The 13,096-nt window shown below is 72.0% G+C and carries 14 protein-coding genes; 3 read left to right on the top strand and 11 right to left on the bottom strand.

Translation table 11 applies throughout. The features are described 5' to 3' along the window. The 3 genes from Q0L54_RS02440 to Q0L54_RS02430 all read right to left on the bottom strand — a co-directional run. Positions 1 to 454 (bottom strand): biotin/lipoyl-containing protein (locus tag Q0L54_RS02440; RefSeq protein ID WP_296665222.1); only part of this gene is annotated, 454 nt, incomplete at its 3' end. Positions 455 to 464: 10 nt separating this feature from the next. Continuing rightward, the gene (locus Q0L54_RS02435; protein ID WP_296665221.1) at positions 465 to 1,478 is read right to left on the bottom strand and encodes an alpha-ketoacid dehydrogenase subunit beta; all 1,014 of its coding nucleotides are present in this window, start codon (positions 1,476 to 1,478) and stop codon (positions 465 to 467) included. Continuing rightward, a complete protein-coding gene (locus tag Q0L54_RS02430; RefSeq protein ID WP_366937922.1) occupies positions 1,475 to 2,560 on the bottom strand; it encodes a thiamine pyrophosphate-dependent dehydrogenase E1 component subunit alpha in 1,086 nt (361 codons plus the stop codon). The genes Q0L54_RS02435 and Q0L54_RS02430 overlap by 4 nt, the downstream gene beginning before the upstream one ends. Before the next feature lie 265 nt (positions 2,561 to 2,825). Between Q0L54_RS02430 and Q0L54_RS02425 the strand changes: the two genes are divergently transcribed. After that, positions 2,826 to 3,782 carry a glycosyltransferase family 2 protein gene (locus Q0L54_RS02425; RefSeq protein ID WP_296665218.1) on the top strand — a complete coding sequence of 319 codons (957 nt, stop codon included), beginning with the start codon at positions 2,826 to 2,828 and terminating at the stop codon, positions 3,780 to 3,782. Beyond that, complete coding sequence (locus tag Q0L54_RS02420) at positions 3,779 to 4,561, top strand: hypothetical protein (protein ID WP_296665216.1); 783 nt, start codon at positions 3,779 to 3,781, stop codon at positions 4,559 to 4,561. Before Q0L54_RS02425 ends, Q0L54_RS02420 begins: the two co-directional genes overlap by 4 nt. A gap of 24 nt (positions 4,562 to 4,585) precedes the next feature. Here the strand turns inward: Q0L54_RS02420 and Q0L54_RS02415 are convergent, their stop codons facing one another. From Q0L54_RS02415 to Q0L54_RS02380, 8 genes are all read right to left on the bottom strand, one after another. Next, positions 4,586 to 5,461, bottom strand: coding sequence for an N-acetylneuraminate synthase family protein (locus Q0L54_RS02415; protein WP_296665214.1), 876 nt, complete (start codon positions 5,459 to 5,461; stop codon positions 4,586 to 4,588). Positions 5,462 to 5,549: 88 nt separating this feature from the next. Then, a complete protein-coding gene (locus Q0L54_RS02410) occupies positions 5,550 to 6,749 on the bottom strand; it encodes a DUF6716 putative glycosyltransferase (protein WP_296665212.1) in 1,200 nt (399 codons plus the stop codon). Positions 6,750 to 6,762: 13 nt separating this feature from the next. After that, complete coding sequence (locus Q0L54_RS02405) at positions 6,763 to 7,911, bottom strand: acylneuraminate cytidylyltransferase (RefSeq protein ID WP_296665210.1); 1,149 nt, start codon at positions 7,909 to 7,911, stop codon at positions 6,763 to 6,765. Between the two features lies 1 nt (position 7,912). After that, a complete protein-coding gene (locus tag Q0L54_RS02400; protein WP_296665208.1) occupies positions 7,913 to 8,899 on the bottom strand; it encodes a hypothetical protein in 987 nt (328 codons plus the stop codon). After that, entirely contained in the window at positions 8,896 to 9,630 is a 735-nt protein-coding gene (locus tag Q0L54_RS02395; protein WP_296665207.1) for an ABC transporter ATP-binding protein, read from the bottom strand. The genes Q0L54_RS02400 and Q0L54_RS02395 overlap by 4 nt, the downstream gene beginning before the upstream one ends. Beyond that, positions 9,623 to 10,480 carry an ABC transporter permease gene (locus tag Q0L54_RS02390; RefSeq protein ID WP_296665204.1) on the bottom strand — a complete coding sequence of 286 codons (858 nt, stop codon included), beginning with the start codon at positions 10,478 to 10,480 and terminating at the stop codon, positions 9,623 to 9,625. Before Q0L54_RS02390 ends, Q0L54_RS02395 begins: the two co-directional genes overlap by 8 nt. 22 nt (positions 10,481 to 10,502) lie before the next feature. After that, a complete protein-coding gene (locus tag Q0L54_RS02385) occupies positions 10,503 to 11,513 on the bottom strand; it encodes a glycosyltransferase family 2 protein (protein WP_296665224.1) in 1,011 nt (336 codons plus the stop codon). A gap of 35 nt (positions 11,514 to 11,548) precedes the next feature. Next, positions 11,549 to 12,643: a histidinol-phosphate transaminase gene (locus tag Q0L54_RS02380; protein ID WP_296665202.1), complete on the bottom strand. Its 1,095-nt coding sequence runs from the start codon at positions 12,641 to 12,643 to the stop codon at positions 11,549 to 11,551. A 38-nt stretch (positions 12,644 to 12,681) separates the two neighbouring features. Here Q0L54_RS02380 and Q0L54_RS02375 point away from each other — a divergent pair, with 38 nt between their 5' ends. Then, entirely contained in the window at positions 12,682 to 13,074 is a 393-nt protein-coding gene (locus Q0L54_RS02375; RefSeq protein ID WP_296665200.1) for a phage holin family protein, read from the top strand. Positions 13,075 to 13,096 lie beyond the last annotated feature (22 nt).

Raw genomic sequence — 13,096 nt, 5'->3', positions numbered from 1 at the left:
GCGGGCGACGGTGGGCCGAGCCCGCCTTGACGCCGTAGCCCACCAGCACCGCGTCGGACTTCTCCTCCGAGGAGGACGATGCGGCGGCAGGGGCGTAGGTTCCGCCGGACGATGCGGCGGAGTCGGCGGCGGGCGCGGCCTGCTCCGCAGGCGCGGCGGCGGGTTCCGCGGCCGCGGGTGCGGCGCCCTCCGGCGCCGGCTCGCCGCCGGGGTCGATGTCGAACTCAGCGATGGGCTCGCCCACCTCGACGGTCATGCCCTCGGCGGCGATGAGCCGCGTGACCAGGCCGTCGACCGGGCTGGGGAGCTCGACCAGGGACTTCGCGGTCTCGATCTCGACCAGCGGCTGGTTGACCTCGACGGTGTCGCCGACGGCGACGCGCCACGTGACGACGTCGGCCTCGGTCAGGCCCTCGCCGGCGTCCGGCATGTTGAAGATCTCGAAGGTCGGCATGATCGCCCTCTCAGTGGGTCATGACGCGGTCGACGGCGTCGAGCACACGGTCCAGGTTCGGCAGGTAATCGTGCTCGAACTTGCTTCCAGGGTAGGGCGTGCTGAACCCGCCCACGCGGAGCACCGGCGCGTGCAGGTGGAAGAACGCCTGCTCCATCACCCGTGCGGCGAGCTCGGCACCGGTTCCGAAGGCCGTCGGGGCCTCGTGCACGATCACCACGCGCCCGGTGCGCTTCGCGGAGCGCACCACCGTGGCGCTGTCGAGCGGGGAGATGGACCGCAGGTCGACCACCTCGATGCTGCGTCCCTCGGAGGCGGCGACATCCGCGACCTGCATCGCGAGCCTGACCGTGGGGCCGTACGCCACCAGGGTCACATCCTTGCCCTCGCGGGCGACGCGGCCACGGGACAGCTCGGCGGTGGCCGCGGACGCTCCGTGCTCCCCACTCAACTGCGTGGCCACGCGCGCCTCGTCCACCTCGGCCTTGTCCCAGTAGCGGGCCTTGGGCTCGAAGAACAGGTACGGATCGGGCGAGGCGATGGCCTGTTGGATCATGTCGTACGCGTCCTGCGGGGTCGCCGGGGAGACGATGCGCAGGCCGGGCGTGTGGGCGAAGAGCGCCTCGGGGCTCTCGGAGTGGTGCTCGACCGCCCCGATGTGGCCCGCGAACGGCACCCGGATGACCACCGGGAGATTGATGAGGCCGCGCGACCGGTAGTGCATCTTGGCGAGCTGCGTGGTGATCTGGTCGAAGGCGGGGAAGATGAAGCCGTCGAACTGGATCTCGATCACCGGGCGGTAGCCGCGCATGGCCATGCCGATGGCCGTGCCCACGATGCCGGACTCCGCCAGCGGCGTGTCCATCACGCGATCGGGCCCGAAGTCCTTCCACAGGCCGTCGGTGACGCGGAAGACGCCGCCCAGCTGGCCGATGTCCTCCCCCATGAGGAGCACCTTCGGGTCGCGCTCCATCGCGGCGCGCATGCCGCGGTTGATGGCTCCCGCCATGGTCATCGCGGTCATGCGTGCGCCCCCTTGTCGGTGAAGGACCTCTCGAAGCGCGCGAACCACGCGCGCTCGCTCTCGACGGCCGTGTGCGGCTCCGCGTACACGTGGTCGAAGATCGTGGACGTGGGCGGCGGGGACCAGCTCTTCACGGCCTCACGGGTGCGCCTGCCCAGCGCCTTGGCCTCGGCGTGCGCCTCCTCGATCGCCTCGTCGGACAGCTCGCCGATGCCGCGCAGGTAGGCCTCGACGCGCGCGATCGGGTCGCGCTCGGCCCAGTACTCCTCGTCCGCGCGGGTGCGGTATCGGGTCGCGTCGTCGGACGTGGTGTGCGCGCCCATGCGATACGTGAAGGCCTCGAGCAGCACCGGGCCGGTCCCGGAGCGCGCCTGCTCGAGCGCCCAGCGGGTGACGGCGTAGGAGGCCAGCACGTCGTTGCCGTCGAAGCGCACGGACGGCACGCCGAACCCCGCGCCGCGCTGCGCGAGCGGGACGCGGCTCTGGCGCGTGGTGGGCTCGGAGATCGCGAACTGGTTGTTCTGGACGAAGAAGACGATGGGCGCGTCGTTGACGGCGGCGAACACCAGCGCCTCGTTGACGTCGCCCTGGCTGGTGGCGCCGTCGCCGAAGTAGCAGACCACCGCGCCGTCCGTCTCGGCCCCGGTGCCCACCAGCCCGTCACGGTCCATCGCCATCGCGTAGCCGGTGGCGTGCAGCGCGTGGGATCCGATCACGAGCGTGTAGAGGTGGAAGCCGTGCGCGGCAGGGTCCCACGCCCCGTGCTGAAGGCCGCGGAAGATCCGCAGGATCTCGGGGAGGTCCACACCGCGGGTCAGGGCGACGCCGTGCTCGCGGTAGGACGGGAACACGAAGTCGGAGGTGCGCAGCGCGTATCCGGAGCCGATCTGCGCGGCCTCCTGGCCCAGCGACGGGACCCAGAGGCCCAGCTCGCCCTGGCGCTGCAGGCTGGTGGCCTCGAGATCGAAGCCGCGCAGCACGGTCATGTCGTGCCACATGGCGCGCAGCGTCGCGGCGTCCAGATCGGCGGCATACGGCGCGAAGCGCTCGTCCTCGATCCGTTCGCCCGTGTGCGTCAGCATGCGCACCAGGCCCTGCTCCGAGAGTGGTCCCTGAGTATCCACCGGTGCCTCCTTTCGTGGTCCTGACGGCGCGAGCAGAGGCCCCGCGCGTAACCTACGCAAGCGTAACCTACGGAACCGTAGGTTATCAATACCGCTGGGCCCGGGCGCGGGGATTGCGCCGTTGCTACAGGCATCGTCCCAAGTCTGGGCCGAGTCCGCATCCCCAGCGATCACCCCTGGTCCGTAGGATGGGAACGTCCCGCTTCGCCCCCCGAGAGGCACCGTGTCCGATCTCAGCGTCATCGTCCCGATGCACAACGCCGAGGCGTTCCTCCCGACCTGCCTCGCGACGCTCCGCGCCAACGACGCGGACGGACGGCGCTTCATCCTGGTGGATGACGCCTCGACGGACCAGACGCCCGAGCTCCTCGAGCGCGCGGCGAGCGAGATGCCGGGCATCAGGGTCCTCACCAACTCCGGCAACGTGGGCGCCTGGGGCTCGCGCAACGCCGCGCACGCGCTCGTCGACACCCGGTACATCACGTACCTGGACGTCGACGACTGGCTGGCTCCGGGTCACCTGGACCGCCTCGAGGCGGCCATCGTGGACCTGGGCGTGGACGTGGTCCGCACCGATCACGTCCGGGTCGACGGCCTCGCGCGCACTCTGGTGCGCGCCCCCGAGCGGAGGCGCTCGATCGGCTATCCGGCCCAGGAGGCGATCGGCCCCGCCGGGCGGCGCGCCGTGGTCGACTACCCGTTCCTGTGGGCGGGGATCTACGACGTCACGCGCATCGGGCGCGAGAACCTCGACTTCGACGCGACGATGCGCACGGCGGCGGATCGGCCATGGTTCTGGCGGCTCTACATGACGGCGGGCACCGCGGCCGTGGTGGACCTGCACGGCGTCTTCTACCGCAAGACGGCCAACGTGGGCGCCCTCACCCAGGCCGGCAACGAGTCCACGCTGCACATCATCGACGCCTTCGCACGGGTCCGCGACCTGGTGGTCGCCTCCGGCAGGGAGGACTGGACCGCACGGGCCGCCGCGAGCGCGGCGGACATGGTGACGTTCCACGTCGCCCGGCGCGCACGGCTCTCCCCGGAGCTCCGGCGCGAGCTCTACCGCCGTGCGGGCGACCTGCTGAGATCCTTCCCGGACGATGCCCGCGCCGCGGGAGTCGCCACCCTGCCTCGCGAGCAGCGCGCGGTGATCCGCCGGATCCTGGGGGCATCATGACGGACCTGGTGCTGGTGCGGTCCTTCGGAGAGGCGGCCCGGGCGGCGGCTGCCGTGGACGCGGGCCTGATCGCCCACGATGCGGTACTCCTGGTCGCGCGCACGGGTCCCGTGCCCGAGGTCGCGACGCGGCTGCAGGCCTCCGCGGCCTTCGCCCCGATCCGCGCGCGCTTCTCCACCATCGCTGACCTCAACGACATCCTCGAGCCCTACCACCCGCTCGCCCCCACCATCTCCGACGCGAGGCTCGCGAAGCGACTCTCGGAGGCCCTGGGCGGGCTCCACGTGGGCCGGGTGGTGGCGGACGCGACCGTCATCGGGGCCGGCGCCCGTCCCGTGCCGCTGCCCGAGGCGGATCCCGCGTCCATCGTCGCGGAGGCGCTCGCGCCGCACCGGCTGGGGCCCGCGCCGGACGCCATCGTGCTGGGCGCGGCACCCGGCGATCACGCCGACGCCTCCGAGGTCCACGCCGGGCTGGTGCGCGCGGCGCTCGAGTTGGGCCCGCGCATCGTCCTGGCGCCCCACCCCGACGCCCCGCCCGCCTCGCACCTGGCCGCGGAGCGCGTCGCGGCAGAGGCGGGGGCGACCCTCGAGGTGCTCGATGAGGCGGTGCCCATCGAGCTCGCGCTCGCGGCGTGGCCCGACGTGCCCCAGTTCTCCGGGGGCACGGGCATGGGTACGGCCGCGCCGGCACCGACACGGCCGCGGCGCCGCGGCGCCGTCGCCCGCCGGTTGGACACCGCACGGTCGCTGGTGAGGGCCTACACCTTCAGGCCGTGACGCCCGAGCGTCTCCGGCCGCCGACTACGCGTCGACGCGGCGGAGCTTGCTGAGCGGCGCGAGCTCGCCCGGGAACACCTTCTTGACGCCGTCGCCCAGCGCGGTCTCGATGATCCGGATGTCGCGCACCAGGTGGCGCAGGCCCTGCGGCTCGAGCGACGCGGCGTGGTCCGAGCCCCACATGGTGCGGTCCAGCGTGATGTGGCGCTCCACCGCCACGGCGCCCAGGGCGACCGCGGCGAGCGAGATCTGTAGGCCCGGCTCGTGACCCGAGTAGCCCACCGGGACGTCATAGCGCTCCTGCAGCGTGTGGATCACGCGCAGGTTCGCCTCCTCGGGCGGGAGGGGGTACGTCGAGGTCGCGTGCAGGATCACCAGGTTGTCCTTGCCGAGCGTCTCGACGGCCTTGTCGATCTGCTCGAGCGTCGACATTCCCGTCGACAGGATCACCGGCTTGCCCGTCGCCGCGATCTTGCGCAGCATGCCCAGGTCCGTCACCGAGGCGGAGGCGATCTTGTACGCGAACGTGTCCATCGCCTCGAGGAAGTCCACCGAGGGCTCGTCCCACGGGGACGCGAACCACTCGAGGCTGAGCTCGTCGGCATACCGCGCGATCTCCGCGTACTCCTCCTGCTCGAACTCCACCTTGTAGCGGTACTCGAGGTACGTCATGGTGCCCCACGGCGTCTCGCGCGGCGTGGACTTCATGTGCTCCGGCGTCGCGATCTCCGGCGTGCGCTTCTGGAACTTCACCGCCTGGCAGCCGGCCTCCTTGGCGACGTCCATCAACTGCTTGGCGATGTCCACGCTGCCGTTGTGGTTGAGCCCGATCTCGCCGATGACGTACACCGGGTGGCCCTCGCCCACGATGTTCCTGCCGATCCGAATTGCGTCGGTCACTTCAGCACCCTGCCTTCCTGGCGCCACCGCGACGGGGACGCGCATCAACGCCGCTCAGTCTATCCATCAAGACGGCCGCGGCAGGCGGTCAGGAGCGCGCCCGCAGACGGTAGTAGGCCGCGAGCGCGCCATGCACCGCCCCGTAGACCAGGTTGAACGGGAACGCGTCGGCCGTGCCGAGCGCCATCGCGCGCCTGCGCACGCGCGCCGGGGTGTGACGGAATCCGCCCAACCGGGGGTCGAGCGGCCGCTCCGGACGGTCCGGCCCGAGCTCGACCAGGGCGTCGACACGGGCCACCCAGTCGCTCGCCGAGGCTTCGTGGAAGTAGTTCTGCGCCAGCCACGCCGGATCGGGGTCGCGGAACCGCAGCGCGACCAGGTCCTCGAGCGTGCCCATCAGGCCCGAGCCCTCGAACACCACGTTGATGACCTCGGCGCTGACGCCGAAGTCGCTCAGGATCAGGCACGGCGCGCCGGCCTCGACGGCCTCGAGCGCCGCCGTGGAGCTGACGGTCACGAACCCCGCGCAGTCGCCCAGGAAGTCGCGCAGCGGACCCTGGGCGAACAGCAGGTTGGGGGGCAGCGTCCGGCCGCGCGCCAGCTCGGGGAACGATGCGGTCTCCGCGTGGGTCTGCGCCTCGCCGGCCTCGCCCCGCAGCTTGATGACCACGTCGAGTTCGGGATGCTCGGACGCGGTGGCCGCGAGCGCGTCGAGAAGGCGCACCCGGTCCTCGCGGCCCGCGGGCACCAGGGCCTGCGGCGCGAACACCACGCGACGGCGGTCGGAGTGACCCACCTGCGCGCCCAGCAGTAGCGACGCGAGCCCCACCTCGGCGAGCCGACCCGAGGGCAGCATGGCCTCCACCGCGGTGCGTTCGCGCTCCGAGTGGACCACCAGCAGGTCCACTCCCGCGCGCATGGCCACGCCCAGCTCGGTGGGCGGGAACCAGATGCCCGGGATGCCGGCCGCGATCACCGCCGCCGGGCGCTCGCCGCGCAGCTCGTCGAGCAGCAGCACCTCGATGAGGGGACCGCGGCAGGCCAGGAACAGCAGGTCGGGCGGCGCCGCTCGCAGGCGGGCCACCAGGTCCTTGAGCGTCACCACGGGCGGCTCGGCGGGGAGCCGGCCGTCGACGGCCGCAGCGCGCTGCGAGCCGCTGGGCGTCACCGCGTTGGCGACCACCACGAGCTCGACGTCCCACGAGGAGGGCAGGTCGCCCATCCGGGTCACGCCCCACTTGAGGTACGAGTCCGAGTCCGCGACCACCAGGGCGCGCCGAGCGCTCACGCGAGCCGCCCCGTCACGCCCGCGCCGCGAGGATCATCTCGGCGAGCTCGCGCACGGCGCCGCGGCCCCCGCCCCGGGTGAGGACGATGCGCGCCGCGGCCTGGGCACGCGGGTGCGCGTCCGCGGGAACCACGGGCCACCCGACGGCCGCGAGGCACGGCAGATCCGGAAGGTCGTTGCCCACGTAGGCCACGCGGTCGAGGCTGATGTCGCGTTCCGCGCACCAGCGCTCGAGGTACGGGAGCTTCTCGTGGACATCGTGCGAGACCTCCACCCCCAACTTGCGAGCGCGCGCGGCGACCACGGGGTTCTCCTCGCGCGACAGGATCAGCATGGGCAGCCGGGCCTCCCGCAGCATCGCGATGCCCATGCCGTCCGAGCGGCTCACGGTCACGGACTCCACCCCGTTCTGGTCCACCGTCGCGGTGTCCTCGGTGTGCACGCCGTCGAAGTCCATGACCAGCGCGTCGACGTCGACGGGCGCCGGCGAGTCGAGCAGCGCGGCGAGCGCGCGGGCCGAGTCGAGCTCGTGCACGTCGTCGATCTCGATGCCGGTCGAGGCGGGCACCTCCGCGATCCCCACCCGCCCGAAGAAGCGGAAGCCGGAGGCCCGGAACCCCGCGACGTCCATCACGTAGAACGCGCCCGTCTCCTGGAAGTGCGGCTCGCGGTCCTGGCGGCGCGGGCGGAACGAGTGGTCGTGGTTGACGCCCACCGCGCCCTCCGGGCTCCCGGCCCACAGGAACGCGTACGTCTCGAACGCCGCGAACATCGAGTCGTGCTCGCCCGCGAGCACCGAGGCGACGGCGCCGTCGAGGGCCGCAGAGTCGATGAAGGGCGAGGTCGCCTGCAGGAACGCCAGCGCCTGCGGCTCGACGCCGCGCGCGGCGAGCGCGTCGAGCGCGTGCAGCAGCGCGGACTCCGAGGTGGCCAGATCACCGGCGAGGTCCGCCGGGCGGTCGATCACCTGGCCGCCGGCGGCGGTCGCCGCCGCCGCGATCGCCGCATCGTCCGTCGACACGAACACGCCGTCGATCGACGGCGCGGCCAGCGCCGCGCGCACCGCGCGCCCGACCAGCGGGACTCCCCCCACCCGGGCCACGTTCTTGCCGGGGACGCCCTTGCTTCCGCCGCGGGCGGGGATGATCGCTACCGCGCGCATGTCAGTCCTCCTTCTGGCCCGCGTCGCGGGCCGTGTTCGCAAGGTAATCCAGGGTGGAGCGCATCGCCTCGTCGGCGGAAGGCGTCCACCAGCCCGGCGGGACCGCGTGGACGGTGAGCGTGGCCTCGCGCAGCACCCGGCTCAGGGTGGCGCCGGTGCTCGACGGCAGCGAGTGCACCTCCCGCACATCCGCGGCCAGCCCCAGCACGATCTCCGCGGGCAGGCCGGGGCGCAGCACCCGCAGGCCCGATTGCCCCAGCCGCGCCAGGGATTCGTCGGACTCCCGCCGGTGGGGGAGGTAGACCGCCCCGCGGGCGAGAGACGCCGCCCAGCCCTCGTAGGCGGCGGCGTCGATGTAGCCGTCGACGGCGAGCGCAGACCCGAGCACCACGGACGGGGCGAGCCGGGAGGGCGCCGGCGCCTGGACGGTGCGCAGCCACGTGTAGTCGTTGAGGACGATGCGGGCGCCGGGGACGTCGGCGAGCGCCGAGTCGTCGGCGTACGCGGTGAAGAGGGTGAGGCGGCCGCCGCGGGCGGCGGCGCGGAGGCGGCTCGCGGTCACCACGCCGAGCGCGCGCTGATGGGCCGATTCCACCTGCCCCATCCGACCGAACGGCTCGGTGCCCGCGAGCGCGGCGGCCAGGTGGAGCGCGGCGGAACCATCGTCGACCACCACGGTCTCCCGCGCGCCGGTGGCGGCGACCACGGTGCGGTACTGGCCCGAGAACGCGTCTCCGATCACGCGCGTGCGTGCGGCGCGGAAGCGCGGATCCCACGCCCCGCCGGCCGGCACCAGGTCCGCCACCGGGATGGCGTGCGGGCCCAGCCAGGTCGCCGTGTCCGCGAGCTGCCGGACGCCCTCGCGCCACAGCACCACGGACCTGGCGCCGGTGGCGGCATGGTGGCGATGCGCATGCTCGATCGCGTTGATGAGCTGCAGCGGGGACTCCACCCAGGCGACGGTGGTGAGGTCCCTGGCGTCCGTCACTTGGACTTCTCGTACGCTCCGACAACCTCCGCGGGGTCACCGTCCATCTTGAGGTTGCCGTGGTCGATCCACAGCACCCGCGTGCACGTATCCAGGATCGATCGCATCGAGTGGCTGACCAGGAAGACCGTGCCCGCCTGCGCGCGCATGTCGCGGATGCGCTGCTCGCTCTTGTCACGGAACGCCTTGTCACCTACCGCGAGCGCCTCGTCGACCAGCAGGATCTGGTGGTCCTTGGAGATGGCGATGGAGAAGCGCAGCCGCGCCGCCATGCCGGACGAGTAGTTCTTCATGGGGATGTCCATGAACTCCGCAATGCCGGAGAAGTCGATGATCTCTTCGCGGCGGTCCTCGATCTCCGCCGGGGACATCCCCAGCGCCAGACCGCCGAGCACCACGTTCTTGTCTCCCGTGAGGTCGCCGATGAGCGCGGCGTTGACGCCCAACAGGGCGGGGCGATCCGACGCGTAGACGGCGCCACGGCTGGGCGTGTGCAGCCCCGCGATCGAGCGCATCAGGGTCGACTTGCCGGATCCGTTGTGGCCGATCACGCCGATCGACTCGCCCTCGCGGACCACGAACGAGACGCCCTTGAGGGCGTGGACGATGCGCACCCCGCGCTGGCGCTTGAGCAGCGCGCGGCGGTCGGAGGCAGCCTTGCCGGAGGCGAAGGTGCGGTACTCGACGTGAAGCTCGTCGACCACCACGGTGGGCTTCCCGAGCTCAGTCATGGCCGTACCGCTCCTCTGCCTTCCAGAAGAACACGATGCCGAACACGAGGAACGCGACGGCTGACACCGATGCGACCACCCACAGCACGGTGGAATGCTCCTGGCCGTCGAGCATCGAGGCGCGCACCAGTGCCACGTAGTCGTGCACCGGGTTGAGCTGAGCGATCTTGAGCAGGTTGGGGCGATCGGCCAGCACCAGCTCCAGGGAGTAGAAGATGCCGGTGAGGTAGAAGAGGATGCGCGTGATGAGCGGGATGATCTGCGTGACGTCTCGCAGGTGCACGGTGAGGCGGGCGGCGATGAAGGCGACGCCCAGGTTGAACATGGTCATCAGCCCCAGGATCGGCACCACCAGCAGCCATTCCCAGGTGGGGTACTCGCCGAACGCCACCAGGATCACCACGAGCACGATCATCATGGGCACCAGCTGATAGAGCTGCTGCAGCACCGCGGAGATCGGCAGCAGCATCCGCGGGAAGCTGAGGCTGCGCACCAGCGAGGCGTTCCCGGTGATCGCCTTCGCGCCCTGGCTGAAGGACTGCGCGAAGTACGTGAAGATGAAGAAGCCGGTCACCAGGAACGGGATGAAGTTGGGCGGGCGGGACGAGCTGGGCATGATCACGCCGAAGATGAGGCCGTAGACCGCCGCCTGCAGGAGAGGGTTGAGCACCACCCAGGCGAGCCCCAGGCGGTTCTCGCTGAGCGTGGCCTCGATGCGGTACCGCGCCATGGTGGTCGCGAAATGGCGTCGCTCCCACATCTCTTTGAAATAGGCGACGAGCGGGGGCCGCGCGCCCACGCGCGGCAACCCTGCCTCCCGCGCGAGCGCGGCATAGTCGGTGGTGGTCACTCGTCTCCTCAGGGTGGAAGCGTCAACGGCCGGCGAAGGCGTTGTGCCCCTTGTTCGGCATCACGATACCCAAGAGGCAACCCGCGCCCCAAGACAAGTGCATGACGGGCAGCACGCCCAGCAGCCGCGCGCGCACCGCACCAGGCACCGCAGCGCGTACCGCAGTGATGGCAACCCAGGCCAGATACACGATCCAGGGCAGCGTTCCGAGCGCCGCCGCGACGTTCCCGATCACCGTGCCGAAGGCGGCGCCGCCGATCACGAGGAGCAACCCGATCGCCAGCGCGACCACCAGCGCGGGCGGGACGAAGTAGCGCATCGGCACGCGCCCGCCGAGCCGCCGGATGATCTCGCCGCGCCAGCGCCCCGAGGCGTGGAACTGCTTCGCCAGCGCCTGCCAGGAGGATCGGGGCCGGTAGACCACCTCGAGCGCCGGCTCGAACCACACCACGCCGCCGCGCTCGATGAGCCGCCGGTTGAGGTCCCAGTCCTCGCCACGTGACAGGGTCTCGTCGAACCCGCCGATCGCCAGCACGGCCTCCCGGTCGAACACCCCCAGGTAGGCGGACTCGGCCGGGCCCGCCTCGCCGCCCGTGTGATAGATCGCGCCGCCCAGCCCGCCCGGGGAGTTGTAGCCCCAGGCCACGGCGCCCTCGAACGGCGTGCGGCCCTCGGCACGCATGCGGCCGCCCAGGTTCACGGCGCCCGCGGCGCGCAGCGAGCGCAGCGCCACCGCGCCGTACTCCGAGGGCAGCACGGCATGGGCGTCGACGCGCACCACCACCGGGTAGCGCGCGGCCGCGATGCCGATGTTCATCGACTGCGAGATGGCGTTGTGCGGGTTGCGCAGGATGCGGATCTCGGAGTGTGCGGCGGCCAGTCGATCGACCACGGCGTCGGTGGCGTCGGTCGAGGCCCCGAGCACCAGCAGGATCTCCCGGGCGTCCAGGCCCTCCTGGTCGAGGATGCTGGTGACCGCCGCCTCGACGTAGTGCTCCTCGTTGAGCACGGGCATGACGAAGGAGGCGCGCAGCGGGGCTGCGGCGCCTGCCTCGGGTCGCCGGCCGGTCAGCGCGGACCGTCCCAGGTGGACAGGCGCGCGAGCAGCACATCGTTCTCCTCGGCGGAACCGATGGTGACGCGCACGCCCTCGCCCGCGAACGGTCGCACCAGCACCGCCGGCTGGTCGGCGCCCAGGTGGGCCACCAGGTCGCCGGTGGCGTCGCCCACGGCGAGCCAGACGAAGTTCCCCTCCGCGGCGGGGAGGGTCCATCCCGCGGCGCTCAGCGCCGCGACGACCCGCTGGCGTTCGCCCACCACCTGGGCGGCGCGCTCCAGCAGCTCGCCGCGCGCGTCGAGCGACGCGACGGCGGCGGCCTGCGCCGGGCCCGAGACGGAGAACGGCGTGACGCACGCACGGACGGGCGCGATCAGGGCGGCGGGTCCCACGGCGTAGCCCACGCGCAGCGCGGCCAGCCCGTACGCCTTGGAGAACGTGCGCAGCAGCAGCAGGTTGGGGTGACGGTCGAGGGCGGCCGGGCCGTCGGCGACCTCGGGATCGCGGACGTACTCGACATACGCCTCATCGAGCACCACGAGCACGCGCGACGGCACGGCAGCCATGAATACGTCGAGCTCCGCACCCGTGATGATGGGCCCGGTCGGGTTGTTGGGTGAGCACAGCATGATCACACGGGTGCGCTCGGTGACGGCGGCGGCCATGGCGGCCAGGTCGTGACGCGACTCGGCGTCCAGCGCCACCGTGACGGGCTCGGCACCCGCGATGCGGGTGAGGATCGGGTACGCCTCGAAGCTGCGCCAGGCGAAGATCACCTGGTCGCCGTCGCCCGCGTAGGCCTGCAGGATGTGCGCGAGCACCGCGACCGAGCCCGCGCCCACCACCACCTCGGAGGGGTGCTTGCCCAGTTCTGCCGCGATGCGGCCGGTGACGCCCGTGGCCGCCATGTCCGGGTAGCGGTTGATGGCTCCGGCGGCCTCCGCGATGACCCCGAGCACCGACGGCAGCGGCGGGTGCGGGCTCTCGTTCGACGACAGCTTGATGGGCGGCGACGCCGCGTCGCCCCTCGCACCGGGCACATAGGAGGGCAGGGCGGCGACCGACGGGCGGGGGGTGGGAAGACGGGTCGACGGCGTGCCGGGCATACGGTCAAGGATGTCACCCCCATGGAACAATGGCGGCCATGCGCTTTCTTCTCGTGTCGGCGATCACCGCGGCAGCCGTGTGGATCGTCACGTACCTGCCGTTCGACGTGACGGTCGACGGCGGCGAGAGCGGGTCCTGGGCCCGCGTGGGGGTCTACCTGCTGATCGGTGCGGTGATGGCCGCGGCCAACCTTTTCATCCGACCCGTGGTGGACCTGCTCGCCCTGCCCATCAAGATCCTCACCCTCGGGCTGTTCTCGCTCGTCGTCGGCTGGTTCATGCTGTGGCTCACCGCCTGGCTCACCACCCTGGTCCCGTGGGCCGAGCTGAGCATCGGCGACTTCTGGAACACGGTGTGGGCCGCGCTGTTCATCAGCCTCTTCACGTGGATCCTGTCGCTGCTCATCCCCGGCGCCAGGCGCGACCGCTGACGCCTGGGGTCGACGGGCCGCC

This window comes from Demequina sp., from assembly GCF_024642165.1.
GTDB lineage: Bacteria > Actinomycetota > Actinomycetes > Actinomycetales > Demequinaceae > Demequina.
This window is presented reverse-complemented; position numbering and strand designations above follow the sequence as displayed.